Annotated in this window: 18 protein-coding genes and 1 pseudogene; 13 read left to right on the plus strand and 6 right to left on the minus strand. The window is 66.8% G+C overall.

All coding sequences use genetic code 11. From position 1 onward, the window contains the following. Positions 1 to 63 precede the first annotated feature (63 nt). The 5 genes from lsr2 (at position 64) to MHEC_RS02025 (ending at position 4984) form a co-directional block, all read left to right on the plus strand. Entirely contained in the window at positions 64 to 402 is a 339-nt protein-coding gene (lsr2, locus tag MHEC_RS02005; RefSeq protein ID WP_048891082.1) for a histone-like nucleoid-structuring protein Lsr2, read from the plus strand. Positions 403 to 656: 254 nt separating this feature from the next. Further along, a complete protein-coding gene (clpC1, locus tag MHEC_RS02010; protein ID WP_048891083.1) occupies positions 657 to 3209 on the plus strand; it encodes an ATP-dependent protease ATP-binding subunit ClpC in 2553 nt (850 codons plus the stop codon). Between the two features lie 208 nt (positions 3210 to 3417). Then, positions 3418 to 3633, plus strand: a complete 216-nt coding sequence (locus MHEC_RS02015; protein ID WP_048891084.1) for a CbtB domain-containing protein — start codon at positions 3418 to 3420, stop codon at positions 3631 to 3633. A gap of 8 nt (positions 3634 to 3641) precedes the next feature. Next, a complete protein-coding gene (locus tag MHEC_RS02020; protein ID WP_048891085.1) occupies positions 3642 to 4433 on the plus strand; it encodes a CbtA family protein in 792 nt (263 codons plus the stop codon). Continuing rightward, positions 4430 to 4984 carry a histidine phosphatase family protein gene (locus MHEC_RS02025; RefSeq protein WP_048891086.1) on the plus strand — a complete coding sequence of 185 codons (555 nt, stop codon included), beginning with the start codon at positions 4430 to 4432 and terminating at the stop codon, positions 4982 to 4984. Before MHEC_RS02020 ends, MHEC_RS02025 begins: the two co-directional genes overlap by 4 nt. A gap of 18 nt (positions 4985 to 5002) precedes the next feature. Here the strand turns inward: MHEC_RS02025 and MHEC_RS02030 are convergent. Continuing rightward, a pseudogene (locus MHEC_RS02030) lies at positions 5003 to 6369 on the minus strand (serine hydrolase). Then, on the minus strand, positions 6344 to 6661 hold the full coding sequence (gene mhuD, locus MHEC_RS02035; RefSeq protein ID WP_048891088.1) for a mycobilin-forming heme oxygenase MhuD: 318 nt from the start codon (positions 6659 to 6661) through the stop codon (positions 6344 to 6346). The pseudogene MHEC_RS02030 and the gene mhuD overlap by 26 nt, the downstream one beginning before the upstream one ends. 23 nt (positions 6662 to 6684) lie before the next feature. On the opposite strand from mhuD, the gene MHEC_RS02040 reads away from it, so the two are divergent. Beyond that, the gene (locus MHEC_RS02040; protein ID WP_048891198.1) at positions 6685 to 7449 is read left to right on the plus strand and encodes an alpha/beta fold hydrolase; all 765 of its coding nucleotides are present in this window, start codon (positions 6685 to 6687) and stop codon (positions 7447 to 7449) included. On the opposite strand, the gene MHEC_RS02045 is transcribed toward MHEC_RS02040, so the two are convergent. After that, positions 7429 to 8328, minus strand: a complete 900-nt coding sequence (locus MHEC_RS02045; protein ID WP_048891089.1) for an HhH-GPD family protein — start codon at positions 8326 to 8328, stop codon at positions 7429 to 7431. The genes MHEC_RS02040 and MHEC_RS02045 overlap by 21 nt on opposite strands. Here MHEC_RS02045 and MHEC_RS02050 point away from each other — a divergent pair. Both MHEC_RS02050 and MHEC_RS02055 read left to right on the plus strand, forming a co-directional pair. Then, positions 8327 to 8959 (plus strand): carbonic anhydrase, encoded by a 633-nt coding sequence (locus MHEC_RS02050; protein WP_048891090.1) that lies wholly within the window; start codon positions 8327 to 8329, stop codon positions 8957 to 8959. The two genes, MHEC_RS02045 and MHEC_RS02050, sit on opposite strands and share 2 nt — an antisense overlap. Before the next feature lie 112 nt (positions 8960 to 9071). Further along, complete coding sequence (locus MHEC_RS02055; protein ID WP_235434781.1) at positions 9072 to 9926, plus strand: hypothetical protein; 855 nt, start codon at positions 9072 to 9074, stop codon at positions 9924 to 9926. Between the two features lie 10 nt (positions 9927 to 9936). Here MHEC_RS02055 and disA read toward each other — a convergent pair whose 3' ends face one another. The 3 genes from disA to MHEC_RS02070 are packed head-to-tail and all read right to left on the minus strand — an operon-like array spanning position 9937 to position 13082. Continuing rightward, positions 9937 to 11043: a DNA integrity scanning diadenylate cyclase DisA gene (gene disA, locus MHEC_RS02060; protein WP_048891199.1), complete on the minus strand. Its 1107-nt coding sequence runs from the start codon at positions 11041 to 11043 to the stop codon at positions 9937 to 9939. A gap of 6 nt (positions 11044 to 11049) precedes the next feature. Further along, positions 11050 to 12486 carry a DNA repair protein RadA gene (gene radA, locus MHEC_RS02065; RefSeq protein WP_048891092.1) on the minus strand — a complete coding sequence of 479 codons (1437 nt, stop codon included), beginning with the start codon at positions 12484 to 12486 and terminating at the stop codon, positions 11050 to 11052. Positions 12487 to 12524: 38 nt separating this feature from the next. Further along, positions 12525 to 13082 carry a hypothetical protein gene (locus tag MHEC_RS02070; RefSeq protein WP_048891093.1) on the minus strand — a complete coding sequence of 186 codons (558 nt, stop codon included), beginning with the start codon at positions 13080 to 13082 and terminating at the stop codon, positions 12525 to 12527. Between the two features lie 269 nt (positions 13083 to 13351). On the opposite strand from MHEC_RS02070, the gene carD reads away from it, so the two are divergent. The 5 genes from carD to rlmB all read left to right on the plus strand — a co-directional run bounded on the left by carD (position 13352) and on the right by rlmB (position 17460). Next, positions 13352 to 13840, plus strand: coding sequence for an RNA polymerase-binding transcription factor CarD (carD, locus tag MHEC_RS02075; protein ID WP_003921720.1), 489 nt, complete (start codon positions 13352 to 13354; stop codon positions 13838 to 13840). 20 nt (positions 13841 to 13860) lie between these two features. Beyond that, positions 13861 to 14526, plus strand: a complete 666-nt coding sequence (gene ispD / locus MHEC_RS02080) for a 2-C-methyl-D-erythritol 4-phosphate cytidylyltransferase (protein ID WP_048891094.1) — start codon at positions 13861 to 13863, stop codon at positions 14524 to 14526. After that, positions 14523 to 15008 (plus strand): 2-C-methyl-D-erythritol 2,4-cyclodiphosphate synthase, encoded by a 486-nt coding sequence (gene ispF / locus MHEC_RS02085; RefSeq protein ID WP_048891095.1) that lies wholly within the window; start codon positions 14523 to 14525, stop codon positions 15006 to 15008. Before ispD ends, ispF begins: the two co-directional genes overlap by 4 nt. A gap of 101 nt (positions 15009 to 15109) precedes the next feature. Next, positions 15110 to 16531, plus strand: coding sequence for a cysteine--tRNA ligase (gene cysS / locus MHEC_RS02090; protein ID WP_048891096.1), 1422 nt, complete (start codon positions 15110 to 15112; stop codon positions 16529 to 16531). Continuing rightward, a complete protein-coding gene (gene rlmB, locus MHEC_RS02095; RefSeq protein WP_048891097.1) occupies positions 16531 to 17460 on the plus strand; it encodes a 23S rRNA (guanosine(2251)-2'-O)-methyltransferase RlmB in 930 nt (309 codons plus the stop codon). The genes cysS and rlmB overlap by 1 nt, the downstream gene beginning before the upstream one ends. Positions 17461 to 17470: the final 10 nt, after the last annotated feature.

Raw genomic sequence — 17470 nt, forward strand, 5'->3', positions numbered from 1 at the left:
AACGGGGACACAATCCAAGTTGCACAGTAAGTGCGCTCCGGAGCTGCGGTAGAGGGTGAACTAATGGCGAAGAAAGTGACCGTCACGTTGATCGACGATTTTGACGGTGAGGCGCCCGCGGATGAAACGGTCGAATTTGGGCTCGACGGGGTGACCTATGAGATTGATCTTTCGAGTAAGAATGCGGCGAAACTACGTAACGACCTGAAGCAGTGGGTGGAAGCCGGTCGCCGGGTCGGCGGGCGGCGACGGGGCCGTGCCGGCGCGGGTCGCGGCCGCGGGGCCATCGACCGGGAGCAGAGTGCGGCGATCCGGGAATGGGCCCGCCGCAACGGACGCAACGTGTCCTCTCGAGGCCGCATCCCGGCCGACATCATCGAGGCCTTCCACGCCGCCAACTGACAGCGAAGACCGGCGCCCGGCTTGATGGCCGGGCGCCGGTTCGCTTTTCGCTGGTGGCGAACCGATCACCGGGTCGCGTGGGAAAGTTTTCGGCGATTTTGGCGTTGGTCTGTTGCGTCCGTGTTTCCACCCGGGAACGCGTGCCCGCGTTAGCAGCGCATAGGTAGGAACCTCGGGCAGCGGCCCATTACAGTGGATAGCAGGTACGCGATGCCACCGCTGTACCGATGGTGAGGGAGAGCAGGTAACCACCGATGTTTGAGAGATTTACCGACCGCGCCCGCAGGGTCGTCGTCCTGGCGCAAGAAGAGGCCCGGATGCTCAACCACAACTACATCGGCACCGAGCACATCCTGTTGGGCCTGATCCATGAGGGCGAAGGCGTAGCCGCAAAGTCGCTGGAGTCGCTGGGTATCTCACTGGAGGGCGTGCGCAGCCAGGTCGAGGAGATCATCGGCCAGGGCCAGCAGGCGCCGTCGGGGCACATCCCCTTCACCCCGCGGGCCAAGAAGGTGCTGGAGCTCTCCCTGCGTGAGGCCTTGCAGCTGGGCCACAACTACATCGGCACCGAGCACATCCTGCTGGGCCTGATCCGCGAGGGTGAGGGTGTGGCCGCCCAGGTTCTGGTCAAGCTCGGCGCGGAATTGACCCGGGTGCGCCAGCAGGTGATCCAGCTGCTTTCCGGCTACCAGGGCAAGGAGACCGCTGAGGCCGGCACCGGCGGTCGTGGCGGCGAGTCGGGCAGCCCGTCGACGTCGCTGGTGCTCGATCAGTTCGGCCGGAATCTGACCGCGGCGGCGATGGAGGGCAAGCTCGACCCGGTCATCGGCCGCGAGAAGGAAATCGAGCGGGTCATGCAGGTGCTCTCCCGGCGCACCAAGAACAACCCGGTGCTGATCGGCGAGCCCGGCGTCGGCAAGACCGCCGTCGTCGAGGGCCTGGCCCAGAAAATCGTGCACGGCGACGTTCCGGAGACGCTGAAGGACAAGCAGCTCTACACCCTGGACTTGGGTTCTCTGGTTGCCGGCTCGCGGTATCGCGGTGATTTCGAAGAGCGCCTCAAAAAGGTGCTGAAGGAGATCAACACCCGCGGCGACATCATCTTGTTCATCGACGAGCTGCACACGCTGGTCGGTGCGGGTGCCGCCGAGGGCGCGATCGACGCTGCCTCGATCCTGAAGCCCAAGCTGGCGCGCGGCGAGTTGCAGACCATCGGCGCCACCACCCTCGACGAGTACCGCAAGTACATCGAGAAGGACGCCGCGCTGGAGCGCCGCTTCCAGCCGGTACAGGTCGGCGAGCCGACCGTGGAGCACACCATCGAGATCCTGAAGGGCCTGCGCGACCGCTACGAGGCGCATCACCGGGTGTCGATCACTGACGGTGCGATGGTGGCCGCGGCCACCCTGGCCGACCGCTATATCAACGACCGGTTCCTGCCCGACAAGGCGATCGACCTGATCGACGAGGCCGGTGCGCGGATGCGGATTCGACGGATGACGGCGCCGCCAGACCTGCGTGAGTTCGACGAGAAGATCGCCGAGGCGCGCCGCGAAAAGGAGTCGGCGATCGACGCGCAGGACTTCGAGAAGGCCGCCGCGCTTCGCGATCGCGAAAAGCAGCTCGTCGCGCAGCGTGCCGAGCGCGAAAAGCAATGGCGCTCAGGCGATCTCGATGTGGTTGCCGAAGTCGACGACGAACAGATCGCCGAGGTGTTGGGCAACTGGACCGGCATCCCGGTGTTCAAGCTGACCGAGGCCGAGACCACCCGGTTGCTGCGCATGGAGGAGGAGCTGCACAAGCGGATCATCGGTCAAGAGGACGCGGTCAAGGCGGTGTCCAAGGCGATCCGGCGTACCCGCGCGGGACTGAAAGACCCCAAGCGCCCGTCTGGTTCGTTCATCTTCGCCGGCCCCTCCGGCGTGGGGAAGACCGAGCTGTCCAAGGCTTTGGCGGAGTTCCTGTTCGGTGACGACGACGCGCTCATCCAGATCGACATGGGCGAGTTCCACGACCGGTTTACCGCGTCGCGGCTCTTTGGCGCCCCGCCCGGGTACGTCGGCTACGAGGAGGGCGGCCAGCTCACCGAGAAGGTGCGGCGCAAGCCGTTCTCGGTGGTGCTGTTCGACGAGATCGAAAAGGCGCACCAGGAGATCTACAACAGTCTGCTGCAGGTGCTCGAGGACGGGCGGCTCACCGACGGGCAGGGCCGCACGGTCGACTTCAAGAACACCGTGCTGATCTTTACGTCCAACCTCGGTACCGCAGACATCTCCAAGCCGGTCGGGCTGGGCTTTAGCCCGGGCGGCGGGGAGAACAACTACGAGCGGATGAAGCAGAAGGTCAACGACGAGCTGAAGAAGCACTTCCGCCCGGAGTTCCTCAACCGTATCGACGACATCATCGTGTTCCACCAGCTGACCCAGGAAGAGATCATCCGGATGGTGGAGCTGATGATCAGCCGCGTCGCTGCTCAGCTCAAGAGCAAGGACATGACGCTGGAGCTGACCGACAAGGCCAAGGCATTGCTGGCCAAGCGCGGTTTCGACCCGGTGCTGGGCGCTCGTCCGCTGCGGCGCACCATTCAGCGCGAGATCGAAGACGCGCTTTCGGAGAAGATCCTCTTCGAGGAGGTCGGTCCGGGCCAGGTCGTGACCGTCGACGTGGACAACTGGGATGGCGAGGGTCCCGGCGAGGACGCGGTATTCACGTTCACCGGAACCCGAAAGCCGGCCGAGCCGGTCGAGCCGGACCTGGCTAAGGCTGGCGCGCCGAGCGCGCCCGGGTCAGCGTCGCCTAGCCAGTGAGCTGCGGGGAGCAGACGTAAAAGCCGGGGCTTTTACGTCTGCTCACGCCGGTTGCCGGTCACGGTTTACACTGGCCGTCGTCAGCATTCGTTGATGGGTAACGGAATCTGGTGAGACTCCAGGACGGTCGCGCCACTGTACAAAGTCAGACCCGGTACTCGTCAGCGCCACCCCGAGCGGGGCGCGAGATCCCCAGAAGGAGTCAACTGTGGCCAATCCCCAGGCACCCGGCACCCGAATCCGATCTGTCAACCTGTCTGCGGCAAGCGCGGCGCTGTGGCTGGCGGGCACCGTTTTTTTGGCATTGCTGGCGATCTACTTCGTCGGGATCGACCAAGGTGCGGTGTCGGTGTTCGGCAGTGATTCACACGTGCACGAGTTCGTCCACGACGCACGGCATCTGCTCGGATTCCCCTGCCACTGATCACCGACATGGAAAAGCGTCTAGTCGGCGTTGGTTGTATTGCGGGAGCGACAGCCGGGACGCTGGCGTTCGTGCTCGCGCGCGTGCTGGCTGAACCCGTTGTCGGTCGGGCAATCGAATACGAGGACGGTCGCGCCGATGTGGCCTCGGCTCATGGGGTGCACGATCACGGCGTCGAGTTGTTCACCCGAGGTGTGCAGGCCAACGCCGGTCTTGGTTTTGGCATGCTGATTTTCGGTGTCGCGATGGGCTCGCTGTTCGCCGTCCTTTTTTCCGTCCTGCATGGACGTGTGGGAAGTATTGGGCCGCAATTGTTTTCGGTTCTGCTGTCGATGGGGGTCTTCGGCGCGCTGTACCTGGTGCCGTTCTTGAAGTACCCGGCCAATCCGCCGGCCGTTGGTCATGCCGACACCATCGCAGCGCGCACGGGCTGGTATTTGGTGATGGTGTTCTCGTCGGTGGTGCTGGCGGCGAGTGCGGTATGGCTGGCCCGCCAACTTGTGTCCCGAATCGGTGCGTGGAATGCCGGGCTGACCGCCGCGGCGGTCTACGTGCTGGCAATCGCGGTAGTCATGCTTTTGCTGCCGGCCGTGGATGAGACACCTGAACCGATGCGGGACGCCTCGGGCGTGATCATCTACCCCGGCTTTCCCGCCGATGACTTGTACGAGTTCAGGTTGGCGTCGGTGGGTATTCAGCTGGTGCTGTGGGTGACCATCGGGCTGGTCTTTTCGACTTTCGCCGGCCGGCAGCTGGTTACCCGAACCGAAGATGGACGGGCCGCGAGTATCACGGCGTGATTGAAGTCGTGCGGCTGACGCTGGTGTCGCACGCGATGACCGATGCGATGGTGGCCGGGCGTTTTCCCGCCGACGAGCCGCTCAACGAAGCGGGGCGCCGACATGCTCAGACCGCTGCTGGCCTGCGCATCAATCGGCAAACCCGCCAACTCGCCGGGCCTGAGCGGCGCGCGCTGCAGACCGCGGAGCTGCTGGGTCTGCGGGCGGAGGTGGAGCCGCGGCTGGCCGATCTCGATTACGGCCGGTGGCGCGGCACGGCGCTCAACGATGTTTGCCCCGGCCAGTTACGGGCGTGGCTCACTGATCCGGCCCGGGCACCACACGGGGGTGAATCGATCGCCGTCCTGATCGACCGGGTGGCGCAATGGCTGGACTCGTTGACCTCCACGGTTTTACCGACGATTGCGGTAACACATCCCGCGGTGATTCGGGCGGCGATTCTGGTTGCTCTCGGCGCCCCGCCCAAGTCCTTCTGGCGCCTCGACATCGCGCCGCTCAGCCGCACGGTGATGCACTGCCGCGGACACGCCTGGACGCTCCGGTCGATTTAGCGCTCCTCGGTGATGGTGTTAACGTGGTGCGGCCAGGAGCGCGAAAACCTGCTTGGCGATTTGGAGCATCCAACCGGTCACGCTGGGGCCATGGTCACGCGGCCAGGTCAGCTGAAAGCTCACCACCCACGGCTGTCCGGTCCTGTCGACCGCATACCAGCTGAACGTCAAATCACCCGGCAGGCCACCGGCTTTGGCGCCCACATATGGCCAAACATGGCGGTCAAGGTCGACACCCGGGACGGCTGCCAGGATGTCCTTGACAGGAGCGGCTTTACCGACGGCGGCGGCCTGTAGGGCCGTGTGGACGCGACAGATGTCTTCGGCGCTGCCATACCATTCCGCACCGTAACCCGAGGCTGGGGTGTGAGCGCGGTTTGGATCTGGTTGGTAGACACGCGAATTTGCCTGCTGCAGCAACTGTGCTCGGACTTGCGGATTGGCCTGCTTCCACTGCCGGCGGAGATCCGGCTTGCCCCAGCCGACGGAGAACAGCTCGTACATCGTCGGAAACGGCGTCATCGCGGCCGGATCGTGATGGCCGGCGTCGACGAGCGCCTCCTCGACAGCCTGGGTGCCGACTTTCCCGATCAACATGTCGGTGGCCATGTTGTCACTGGTCGCGATCATCTTCTCGGCCGCTGTGCGCACCGAAACATGTGCTCCTACCGGCAATTCCAATCCCGACGACCCGACCGCCTTGCCCTTGTCGGTCACGGTCAGCTGGTCATCCCAGGACACCGTTCCCGCGGTGACCGCCCGGGCGACCGCATAGAGCACGTACAGCTTGAAAATCGATGCCAGCGGCAGTGATTGCGTGGTGTTGGTGCCCGCGATGGGCTCGCAGCGGCCGTCGTTGACTTTGGCCGCCTGGTAAGAATACCGGGCTCCGGTCTTGCTCAACGTCACATCGACGTCCCGCCACGACGAGATCGTCGGGGTTTGGGTAACGAGGTCGAAGCGGTCGACCAGGGTGTCGTCGTTGGTGTGGATTTTGATGTCTTGCCGTGCACCGTAGGAAGTGATCAAATGCAGCGTCGCAGCGCCGGCGGTAATGTCGACGCCGCCGACCTTAAACGGGCGGTCCCACCACAGCTCTTCCATGGTGGTCTTTACCGGTTCCACCATGTCCGGTGCGGCCAGGGTACGAACCCCGACCGGGCCGATAGGCCAATCCGAGTTGAGCATGTCCACAGTCTGTTGCGCACGCATACCCGGCGGTGTTCGGATATCGATCCGGACGCCTGGGTCCGCGGCATTCGCCGGTGCAGCGGGCGGGGAGTGCATCCGGGGGCGAGGGCGGCGACCAGCGTGGCCGCGGCGGTCAGTGCCGCGACACGGTGCAGCGCTCGGCCGGCGCTAGGCCGTCGGGCGGTTTGCGGCAACGTCCAGCACAACCTCGAATTCCAGCAGCGATGCGCCGGTCGCCACCGGGTTGGCCCGGTGACCGGCATGCGCCTCGATTGCAGGTCCCGTCGCCCATGCCTGGAAAGCTTCGTCGGATTCCCAATGCGTCACCACGAAGTAGCGGTCTTCGCCTTTGACCGGACGCAGCAGCTGAAAGCCGAGGAAGCCCGGCTGGTTCTCCACGGCGTGTGCACGGTGCGCGAACCGCTTTTCCAGTTCGGGACCCGCGTTCGGGGGCACCTCGATTGCGTTGATCTTCACCACTGGCATGCCGCTAGGCTACCGTGCCCGACGTGCCCCCCGACCTGCTGACCCATCGCGGCGGACACGGCCGGCCCGTGGTGCTGGTTCACGGCTTGATGGGCCGGGGCAGCACCTGGTCGCGCCAGCTGCCGTGGTTGGCCCGGCTCGGCACTGTCTATACATACGACGCGCCGTGGCACCGGGGCCGCGACGTCGTCGACCCGTACCCGATCAGCACCGAGCGCTTCGTGGCCGACCTGCGCGACGCGGTGAGCGCATTGGGAACGCCCGCGCGGCTGGTTGGACATTCGATGGGCGCTTTGCATTCATGGTGCCTGGCGGCGGAGCATCCCGAACTCGTCGCGGCACTGGTGGTGGAGGACATGGCACCGGACTTCCGCGGCCGCACCACTGGCCCGTGGGAACCATGGCTGCACGCTTTGCCCGCCGAATTCGACTCTGTTGAAAAGGTATTCGCTGAGTTCGGCCCTGTCGCGGGACAGTACTTCCTTGAGGCTTTCGACCGGACCGCGACCGGCTGGCGGCTGCACGGCCATGTCGAACGCTGGATCGAAATCGCGGCCGAGTGGGGCACCCGCGACTACTGGTCGCAGTGGCAGGCGGTGCGCGCACCTGCGCTGCTCGTCGAGGCCGGTAACTCCGTCACACCACCTGGCCAGATGCGCATGATGCACGAAATAGGTTACTGCACAAGCTATCTTCATGTACCAGAAGCGGGTCACCTGGTGCACGACGAGGCGCCGCAGGTTTACCGGCAGGCGGTGGAGCCGTTCTTACGGCGCTTCGCCCACTAACGCGTACCGACCGTCGGCCGTGCGCGTAACCAGGCCATCAGCAAGCAGCGAACCCAGGGCCCGCTCGCGCTGCTGGCTGTCGCTTGACCATGCCACGTCCAGCTCGGCTTTTGTGACGGGACAATCCTTGGCGCGCAATACATCCAGCAGACATCCGCGAACCTGCCGGTCGGTTCCCGCGTAAGTCTGGACCCGTTTGACCCCCTGCGAGGCGGGATAGCCGGCCCGCCGCCATGCACACTCGGGCAGCGGACACAACCCGCACCGCGGATTCCGCGCAGTGCACACCGTGGCGCCCAGCTCCATCAGTGCCGCCGAAAATAGGTGTGCTCGTTGGTCATTCGGCAACAGCGCTGCGACGTCAGCGTGGTCGCGGGCGGCCGACGGTGCGAGGCCGTCGGCGCGGCCATGCACCACGCGAGCCACCACGCGGCGCACATTCGTGTCGACGACCGGCACCGGCTTTCGGTAGGCGAAGCACGCCACCGCCCGCGCGGTGTAACCGCCGACGCCGGGCAGCGTTAGCAGTGTCTCGACGTCGTCGGGCACCACATCGGCGTGGTCGCGGGCGATGACGGTGGCGCACTCGTGCAGCCGCTTGGCCCGGCGCGGGTACCCCAGCTTGCCCCAGGCGCGCAGCACGTCGGCCGCACTGGCCGCGGCGGTGGCCGAGGCGGTTGGCCAGCGCGCCACCCAGTCCTGCCACACCGGAATGACCCGGGCCACCGGTGTTTGCTGCAGCATGAACTCGCTGACCAGAATCTGCCATGGGGTGACGCCCGGGCGCCGCCAGGGCAAGTCGCGCTTTGCCCGCTCGTACCACTCGAGCAGTTGGCGCGCGGGAAGGCTCATCGACGGATACGGCACAATGTGCGCCATGCCCAATACCAATCCCGTAACCGCGTGGAAGGCACTCAAGGAGGGTAACGAGCGTTTCGTCGCCGGCAAGCCCCAACACCCCGGCCAGAGCGCCGAGCATCGGGCCAGCCTGGCCGCCGCGCAGAAACCCACCGCTGCGGTGTTCGGCTGCGGCGACAGCCGGGTGGCCACCGAGATCATCTTCGACCAGGGTCTAGGCGACATGTTCGTGGTGCGCACGGCCGGCCACGTCGTCGACTCGGCGGTGCTGGGCTCGATCGAATACGCGGTGTCGGTGCTCGATGTCCCGCTGATCGTCGTCTTGGGCCACGACGGCTGCGGCGCCGTCAAGGCCACCCTCGCCGCGCTCGACGACGGTGTGGTGCCCGGCGGCTACGTGCGCGACTTGGTGGAGCGGGTGACGCCGTCGATCCTGTTGGGCCGCCGCGACGGGCTGACGTCGGTGGACGAGTTCGAGGCCCGCCACGTCCGGGAGACGGCGGCGCAGCTTTTGGCCCGCTCGGCGGTCATCGCCGAGCGGGTGGCCGCAGGCACTCTGGGAATCGCCTGCGTCACTTACCGGCTGGCCGAGGGCCGGGCGGTGCTGCGCGATCACATCGGCGACATCGGCGATGAGGCGCACCAGCAGTAGCGCGCTGTGACGATGCCACCGGGCCGCGGGCGCACCCGGTGGCCGGGGCTGGCAAAGCGACACGCCGAGCGTGGTCGCTCGTGTCGGCGTGACCTGGGCTTACGGTGTGAACGTGCTGGATCTAGAGCCGCATGGCCCGCTTCCGCCCGAGATCTACTGGCGACGCCGGGGGCTGGCGCTGGGCATTGCGGTCGTAGTGATCGGGATCGTGGTCGCGATCGTCGTCGCTGTGATGAGCAGCAGTGCCGGTGCCAACACCACAGCGGCTGAAAAGCCAAGTGCTGCACCGCCGGCAAAGTCCCCGATCGTGCAGCCCCAGGTCGCGACGCCGGCTCCGCCTCCGGCCGCACAGAATTCGGGCACGCCCGAGACATCCACTTCGGCGGTGCAGCCGCCGCCGGTGCTCAAGGAAGGCGATGACTGCCCCGACTCGACACTTGCCGTCAAAGGGCTGACCAACCAACCCCAATATGTCATCGGCGACCAGCCCAAGTTCACCATGGTCGTCACCAACATCGGGTTGGTGTCCTGCAAACGCGATGTTGGAGCGGCGGTGTTGGCCGCCTACGTCTACTCGTTGGACGGCAAGCGGTTGTGGTCGAACCTGGACTGCGCGCCCTCCAACGAGACGCTGATCAAAACGTTTGCGCCCGGGGAGCAGGTGGTCACCGCGGTCACCTGGACCGGGATGGGGTCGGCGCCGCATTGCCCGTTGCCGCGCCCGCCGATCGGACCGGGGACCTACAACCTCGTCGTGCAGCTGGGGAACCTGCGTTCGGCTCCCGTTCCGTTCATCTTGGCCCAGGCGCCGCCGCCGGGTGCGGTGCCGCCGGGTGCGCCGCCGGGTGCGGCTCCTGCTCCGGGCGGCCCGCCGGGTGCGGCTCCTGCTCCGGGCGGCCCGGGCCCTGCCGCACCCCAGCAGGGCGCCCCGGCACCCGAGGCACCGCCCGTGCCACCCGGCAACTGAGTCGGTGAGCTCAGCTGAGCGGGTCGGCGACCGTCGACTCCGCCAGTTGCGAAAGGCCTTCGCGGACATGATGCGCCCACATCGCGCCGATTCCGTCCACGGACTGCAGATCGGTGGCGCTGGCGGCCAGCAGGTCCTGCAGCGAACCGAACGTCCGAACCAGCAGATCGACGTGTGCGAACTGCAGCCGCGGAATACCGGCCATGGCGCGGTAGCCACGCGCGCTCATCGCCGAGTCCTGAGCCTCAGCAGTCGAGGGATACCCGAAAACCTTTGCCAGAACCGTGAAGTCGAGCAGCTCGGTGTCCGACAACGCGTCAAGCTCGTCCAGCGTGGCGGTGACCTGAGCCGTTGACGGCGGTTCGGGGTTGGCGTGATAGTCACGCACGATCAGTTCTCGCGCGGTGTCGTTGCCGCCCAGCAACTCCTCCAGTTGTAGGCGCAGTTGCCGCCCGTCGGTGCCCAGTTCGACCGCATCGTTTTCGATCACCAGTCCGATCCGGCGGACCAACTCGAGTCGTTGCACCACCGTCATTACGTCGCGCAGCGTGACGAAGTCCTCGATCTCGGCGCGCGACAGCTGTCGGCTGACCTCGTCGAGTCGGGCCTTATACCGTTCCAGGGTGGCGATGGCCTGGTTAGCGCGCGACAGGATGGTCGCCGAGTCGGCCAGCACATGGCGTTCCCCGCCCACGTAGACGGTCACGATGTTCATCGAGTGACTGACCGAGATCACCGGGTAGCCGGTCTGAATGGCGGCCCGCTCCGCCGAGCGGTGCCGCGTTCCGGACTCGTCGGTCGGTATCGACGGATCAGGCACCAGCTGCACGTTCGCTCGCACGATGCGGCTGCCGTCGGTGGAGAGCACGACCGCGCCGTCCATCTTCGCCAGTTCCCGCAGCCGGGTCGGCGCGTAGCGCACGTCGAGGGAGAAGCCGCCGTCGCAGATGGCTTCGACGGTGTCGTCGTAACCCAGCACGATCAGCGCACCGGTGCGGCCCCGCAGGATGCGTTCCAGGCCGTCCCGCAGCCCGGTGCCCGGTGCCAGCCGGCTGATCGCATCACGCAAGGTGGGACGCGGTACCGGCGTGGCGCCGTTCAGCTTGCCCGGATTCATCACCACTCATTGTGATCTATCGCCCGCCGCGCCGGGCGGCAGATCGAGTTGATGCAGCGGCGCGGGCGTATTGCGGCGGTGTTGTGCGATATCAACCAGGTGGTGCAGCGCTGCGACGATGGTCGGCGCCTCGAGCGCACGCAGACCTGGCGGCGGCGCACCGGATCCGGATGGGATCAGCGCTGTGGTGAACCCCTGCCGGGCGGCTTCAACCAGACGCCGTTGCATCCCGGCGACCCGGCGCAGGTCACCGGCCAGGCCGACCTCACCGATGATCACCGCGGTGGTGGGCAGCGGCAGGTTCGCATACGCCGATGCCAACGCCATCGCAACCGCCAGATCCGAGGACGGGTCGGTCAGCCGCATGCCGCCGACGGTGGACAAGAAAACGTCGGTCACCGAAATGGATAGCCGCGCATGTGTTTCCAGCACAGCGGTGATCATCGCGGCACGCGCATGGTCGATGCCGCTGACCGCCCGCCGGGGTGACCCGCCCGATGGTCGGGCCAGCAATGCCTGCACTTCGCCGATCAAAGGCCGCTTCCCGTCCAGCGTCACCGTGATCGCGGTGCCCGGCACCGGCTCGGGCCGTTGATCGAGAAACAGGCCGGATGGATCGCTCACTTCGTCAATCCCGTTGTCCTGCAGCAGAAAACAACCAACATCGTCGGTGGTGCCGAACCGGTTCTTGACGCTGCGCACCATGCGTAACGCGGAGTTGCGGTCGCCGTCGAAGTGCAGCACCACGTCCACAAGGTGTTCCAGCGACCGCGGTCCGGCAATCGCGCCGTCCTTGGTGACATGGCCGACGAGCAGCAGCGCAACGCCGGTCCTCTTCGCGGCCGAGGTCAGCCCAGCAGTGACCGCTCGGACCTGGGTGACTCCGCCTGTTGCGCCGTCGGCCTCGGTGGTCGACAAAGTCTGGACCGAGTCCACGACAACCAGCGTGGGCGCCACCGCGTCGATATGGCCCAGCACCGCGTGCAGATCGGATTCGGCCGCCAGGTACACCTGGTCGTGGCTGCAGCCGGTGCGGTCGGCCCGCATCCGGATCTGACCGGCGGATTCCTCACCGGAGACGTATAGCGCGCGCCGCCCCATTTGTGCCCACCGGTGGGCGACCTTGAGCAGCAGCGTCGACTTGCCCGCCCCGGGATCGCCCGCCAACAGCGTCACCGAACCGGGCACCACGCCGCCGCCGAGTACCCGGTCGAATTCACCGACTCCCGTCGGGCAGTGGTAGGTGTGGTGCGGCTCGATGGCGCTGATCGGAAGGGCCCGGCACGCTTGAAGCGGCGACCGGCGGGCGCTGCCGCGGACCGCGGACAGCAGCGCAACCTCGTCGACTGTGCCCCACGTACCGCATGCCAGGCAGCGGCCCACCCACTTGGCGGTCACATGGTGACATTCCGAGCAGCGGTACTGCGAACGCGCCTTGGCCACGCCGTGACCATATCGGCGGGGTGTGACAAGCTGGATTGCTACGGATGCTCGGCCTGCGCCGGGGGCTGCTCCTCCAGGGTCGTCGAGCCGGCCGAAATGGGGACGCTCACGGTGGCGCTGCCGGCCTTCTCGAACGAGAAGTTGAACGTGTAGGTCAGTCCGTTGGTGATCGGTTTGGCCAGCGCCACAGTGGCCTTGGCGGCATGCGCGGGCTCGACGGCGTCCAGCGCCTTGATGGCCTGTCCGTCGGGTGTGCCGACCAGTAACTTGCCCCCGGCAGGCAGTCGACTGTCACCAGTGACGGTCACCGTCCCGACGTCGGTGGTGATGGCGACCAGCTTGTCATCGATATCCGGTGACTGGTTGGTGGCCACGAACACCAGGTCCACGGATTGACCGGGCCGCAGGAAGTCACCCGTTTGCACCGCCTTGATGTAGACGTTGCGCAGCGCGACGTATTTGACCGACCCTTCGCCACCGTTGACCGCGGACTGCTGTTCCGAGGTCTGCGCGATCTGGCCGCTGCTGCAACCGGTGAGCGTGGCGACGGCGACCAGGCCGGTCGCGGCCAGCACGGCGGTCCTGACGCGGTTCACTTCATGCCTCCTGCTCAGCCACGCGGTTCGACTATGCACAGTAGTAGCACGCTCACCCCGGCGGTAGCGCAGGGCGTCTTAGCAGCGCAGCGGGGCATCGACCAGGGCGGTCGGCATTCCACGGGGATTCCCGTTGAGGCGGCCCCTTGCATGAATTTGCGCATCTGTCAAGCCCCAGTTCTCACCTGCGGTGCCCCTGACCTGCACCGTTGTTCCGCGCGTGTCGGGGGCCCGTGTTAGCATGAAGTAACGAAAGGGGCTCGAATCAGATGATTTTTAAGGTCGGAGACACCGTCGTCTATCCACATCACGGTGCTGCGTTGATCGAGGCGATCGAAACCCGAACCATCAAAGGGGAACAAAAGGAATATCTCGTCTTGAAGGTGGCGCAGGGAGACCTCACAGTTCGAGTGCCCGCCGAGAACGCCGAATACGTCGGCGTCCGCGATGTGGTCGGGCAGGAAGGCCTGGACAAGGTTTTCCAGGTGCTGCGCGCTCCACACACCGAGGAGCCGACGAACTGGTCGCGCCGCTACAAAGCCAACCTGGAAAAACTCGCGTCCGGCGATGTGAACAAGGTGGCCGAGGTAGTCCGTGACTTGTGGCGCCGCGACCAGGAGCGGGGCCTTTCGGCGGGCGAGAAGCGCATGCTGGCCAAGGCGCGGCAGATCTTGGTCGGTGAATTGGCCCTGGCCGAGAACACCGACGACGCGAAGGCGGAGACCATCCTCGACGAGGTTTTGGCCGCCGCGTCGTAAACGCCCCGGGGGCATGCAGTGTGACGGGCACGGTAGTCGCGGTGGTCCCGGCTGCAGGGGCGGGGGCGCGGCTAGCCGCCGGTATCCCGAAGGCGTTCTTCCACCTTGACGGGCGCACGCTGGTCGAACGCGCCGTCGTCGGCTTGCTGGACTCCGGCGTCGTCGACCGGGCAGTGGTGGCGGTGCCCCCCGACCGCACCGACCAAGCCAAGCTGATCCTCGGACACCTGGCAACCGTCGTGGCCGGGGGTGCGAACCGCAGTCAATCGGTCAGTCTGGCGTTGGCCGCCGCCGGCGAGCCCGACTTCGTGCTGGTGCACGACGCCGCGCGGGCGCTGACGCCGCCGGAGTTGGTGGTGCGCGTGGTCGAGGCGCTGCGCGCCGGCCATCCGGCGGTGGTGCCCGCGTTGCCGGTGCCGGACACGATCAAGGCCGTTGACGCGGACGGCGTGGTGCTGGGAACGCCGGAGCGAGCCGGGCTGCGGGCAGTGCAGACCCCGCAGGGCTTTGCCACCGAGCTGCTGCTGCGCGCGTACCAGCGCGCCGAGGGCGGCGATTTCACCGACGACGCCTCGGTCGTCGAGCACGTCGGCGCCCAAGTCCGAGTGGTCGACGGTGACCCGCTGGCGTTCAAGATCACCACCGCCCTCGACCTGGTGTTGGCCAAGGCGATCGTGAACCGGTGAGCTCGCTACCGCGCATCGGGCTGGGCACTGATGTACACCCCATCGAACCAGGGCGGCCATGCTGGCTGCTCGGCCTGTTGTTTCCCGACGTCGACGGCTGCGCCGGGCATTCGGACGGCGACGTCGCCGCGCATGCGCTCTGCGATGCCCTACTGTCGGCGGCGGGCCTCGGCGATATCGGTGACCTGTTCGGGGTCGGCGATCCCCGCTGGCAAGGCGTCAGCGGCACCGGCATGCTCGGCCACGTCCGCGACCTGCTCACCGCCCACGGCTATCAGATCGGCAACGCCGCCGTGCAGGTGATCGGCGAGCGGCCCAAAGTGGGTCCCCGCCGGGCCGAGGCGCAGGAGTTGCTGTCGGGGGTGCTCGGCGCGCCGGTGTCGGTGTCGGCGACCACCACCGACGGGCTGGGCCTGACCGGGCGGGGGGAAGGCCTGGCCGCGGTGGCGACCGCGCTGGTCTTCCGGCGGGCGAAGGCGTAGGGCCAAGTTTCGTCAGCACATGCGGGGACCGCGCGTCTGGTGGCGGGGTCCGAACCGGCGAACGCCGCTGGCCGGCGAATAGCCCGGTAAGCTGGCACGTCGTGACCGATCGCGCCCAGCTGCGGCTACACGACACGGCCAGTGGTGCCGTGCGTGATTTCATCCCGCTGCGGCCCGGGCATGTCTCCATTTACCTGTGCGGTGCCACCGTCCAGGGCCTGCCGCATATCGGGCACGTCCGCAGCGCCGTGGCCTTCGACATCCTGCGCCGTTGGCTGATCGCGCGGGGATACGAGGTGGCATTTATTCGCAACGTGACCGATATCGATGACAAGATCCTCAACAAGGCCGCCGCTGCCGGCCGGCCGTGGTGGGAGTGGGCGGCCACCTACGAGCGCGAGTTCACCGCCGCCTACGACGCGCTGGGCGTCTTGCCCCCTTCGGCAGAGCCCCGTGCCACCGGGCACATCACCCAGATGGTCGAGCTGATCGAGCGGTTGATCGACACCGGTCATGCCTACACATCTGTTCGGGAAGGCGACGCCGACGTGTATTTCGACGTGCTGAGCTACCCCGAATACGGGCAGTTGTCCGGGCACCGGATCGAAGACGTCCATCAGGGCGAGGGGGTGGCCACCGGCAAACGCGACCAGCGTGACTTCACCCTGTGGAAGGGCGCCAAGCCTGGCGAGCCGTCTTGGCCCACGCCGTGGGGCCGGGGGCGTCCCGGCTGGCACCTGGAATGCTCCGCGATGGCCCGCACCTACCTGGGCGCGGAATTCGACATCCATTGCGGTGGAATGGATTTGGTCTTTCCGCACCATGAGAACGAGATTGCGCAGAGTCGCGCCGCCGGGGACGGGTTCGCCCGCTACTGGCTGCACAACGGCTGGGTCACCATGGGCGGGGAGAAGATGAGCAAGTCGCTGGGCAATGTGTTGTCCATCCCGGCCATGCTGGAACGGGTCCGGCCCGCCGAACTGCGCTACTACCTGGGCAGTGCACACTACCGCTCGATGCTGGAATTCTCCGAAACTGCACTGCAGGACGCGGTCAATGCTTACGTCGGGATTGAGGATTTCCTGCACCGGGTACGGCGACGGGTCGGTACGGTGCTTCCCGGTTGCTGGACTCCCCGGTTCGCGCAAGCGCTGGACGACGACCTCTCGGTTCCGATCGCACTGGCCGAGATCCACCAGACGCGCGCCGAGGGCAACCGCGCCCTCGACGCTGGTGATCACGACGCCGCGCTGGCCAAGGCCAGCGCGATCCGCGCGATGATGGGCATCCTCGGCTGCGATCCGCTCGACGAGCGTTGGGACACCCGCGATGAGACGTCGGCCGCACTGGTCGCCCTGGACGTGCTGGTGCAGGCCGAACTGCAGCGGCGGGAAAGGGCGCGCGAGCAACGAAACTGGGCGCTGGCCGATGAGATTCGTGACCGGCTCAAACAAGCCGGCATTGAGGTCACCGATACCGCCGACGGGCCGCAGTGGTCGCTGGTCGGCGATGACAACAAGTGATGGCCGGTAACTCGCGGCGCCGCGGAGCGGTGCGCAAACCCGGCACGAAGAAAGCCCGCACCGTGGGCTCAGGCGGACAGCGCCGCCGCGGTCTGGAGGGACGCGGTCCCACCCCGCCGGCGCACATGCGTCCGTATCATCCGGCGGCAAAGCGGGCCAAACCGCCGCACCGCCAACCGGCCAAGCGCGGCGATGACACCGAGGTGGTGCTCGGGCGCAATCCGGTGCTGGAATGCCTGCGCGCAGGCGTCCCCGCGACCGCACTGTACGTTGCGCTCGGCGCCGAAGCCGACGAACGGCTCACCGAATCCGTAAGGCTGGCAGCCGATTCAGGTATCGCAATCCTGGAGGTACCGCGCACAGACCTGGACCGCATCACCACCAACGGGCTGCATCAGGGCATCGCTTTACAGGTCCCGCCCTACCGTTATGCTCACCCCGACGACTTACTCACCGCGGCCATGGAGTCACCACCGGCACTGCTGGTCGCGTTGGACAATATCTCCGATCCGCGTAATCTGGGCGCGGTCGTGCGCTCGGTGGCGGCGTTCGCCGGGCATGGTGTGCTGATTCCACGGCGGCGGTCCGCGGCGGTGACGGCGGTGGCCTGGCGGACCAGTGCCGGTGCCGCCGCCCGTGTTCCAGTGGCACGTGCTCCGAACCTTACTCGGACACTGAAGGATTGGGCCGACCGTGGGCTACAGGTAATCGGGTTGGACGCTGGCGGAGCTACGACCGTCGACGAGCTGGACGGCACCGACCCGTTGGTGGTCGTCGTGGGCTCGGAAGGCAAGGGCCTGTCCAGGCTGGTGCGGCAGACCTGCGACGCGGTGGTGTCCATCCCGATGGCCGGCCCCGCCGAATCGCTGAATGCGTCGGTGGCTGCCGGAGTGGTACTCGCCGAAATCGCCCGCCAGCGCCGCGGATAACTTCGCTGCC

The sequence above is a fragment of the Mycobacterium heckeshornense genome, assembly GCF_016592155.1.
Classification (GTDB): Bacteria; Actinomycetota; Actinomycetes; order Mycobacteriales; family Mycobacteriaceae; genus Mycobacterium; species Mycobacterium heckeshornense.

What these genes read in the sequence shown, in the direction of transcription:
- lsr2 (WP_048891082.1), top strand. Translation starts at nt 64, where the DNA reads ATGGCGAAGAAAGTGACCGTCACGTTGATCGACGATTTTGACGGTGAG.
- clpC1 (WP_048891083.1), top strand. Translation starts at nt 657, where the DNA reads ATGTTTGAGAGATTTACCGACCGCGCCCGCAGGGTCGTCGTCCTGGCG.
- MHEC_RS02020 (WP_048891085.1), top strand. Translation starts at nt 3,642, where the DNA reads ATGGAAAAGCGTCTAGTCGGCGTTGGTTGTATTGCGGGAGCGACAGCC.
- mhuD (WP_048891088.1), bottom strand. Translation starts at nt 6,661, where the DNA reads ATGCCAGTGGTGAAGATCAACGCAATCGAGGTGCCCCCGAACGCGGGT.
- MHEC_RS02050 (WP_048891090.1), top strand. Translation starts at nt 8,327, where the DNA reads ATGCCCAATACCAATCCCGTAACCGCGTGGAAGGCACTCAAGGAGGGT.
- MHEC_RS02045 (WP_048891089.1), bottom strand. Translation starts at nt 8,328, where the DNA reads ATGGCGCACATTGTGCCGTATCCGTCGATGAGCCTTCCCGCGCGCCAA.
- disA (WP_048891199.1), bottom strand. Translation starts at nt 11,043, where the DNA reads ATGAATCCGGGCAAGCTGAACGGCGCCACGCCGGTACCGCGTCCCACC.
- carD (WP_003921720.1), top strand. Translation starts at nt 13,352, where the DNA reads ATGATTTTTAAGGTCGGAGACACCGTCGTCTATCCACATCACGGTGCT.
- rlmB (WP_048891097.1), top strand. Translation starts at nt 16,531, where the DNA reads ATGGCCGGTAACTCGCGGCGCCGCGGAGCGGTGCGCAAACCCGGCACG.